This is a genomic window from Pseudomonas sp. SIMBA_068, assembly GCF_046534705.1.
Taxonomy (GTDB): Bacteria; Pseudomonadota; Gammaproteobacteria; order Pseudomonadales; family Pseudomonadaceae; genus Aquipseudomonas; species Aquipseudomonas putida.
This window is the reverse complement of sequence record NZ_JAWRYI010001622.1, coordinates 1-237: the sequence shown is the minus strand read 5'-3', so window position 1 is coordinate 237 and position 237 is coordinate 1. Positions and strand designations below refer to the sequence as shown.

At 62.0% G+C, this 237-nt stretch carries 1 protein-coding gene; it reads right to left on the bottom strand.

The features are described 5' to 3' along the window. The coding region (locus SB756_RS35210; protein WP_410913900.1) for an amino acid permease at positions 1-237 on the bottom strand (237 nt) is incomplete at both ends.

Sequence of the window (237 nt, the reverse complement as noted above, 5' to 3'; positions counted from 1 at the left end):
CAGTGGCTCGGTCTTGCGCAGCTTGAACAGGCTGAGCATGCTCATGATGTACATCACGATGGCACCGAACACCGCCATGGTGATCATGGCCGCTGTCAGTGTCATGCCGCCCAGGTTGATCAGGCCATCGCTGTAGATGGCGGCGATGCCGACCACGCCACCGGCGATGATCGCCCGGTGCGGTGTCTGAAAACGCGACAGTTTGGCCAGGAAGGACGGCAAGTAGCCCGCACGCGC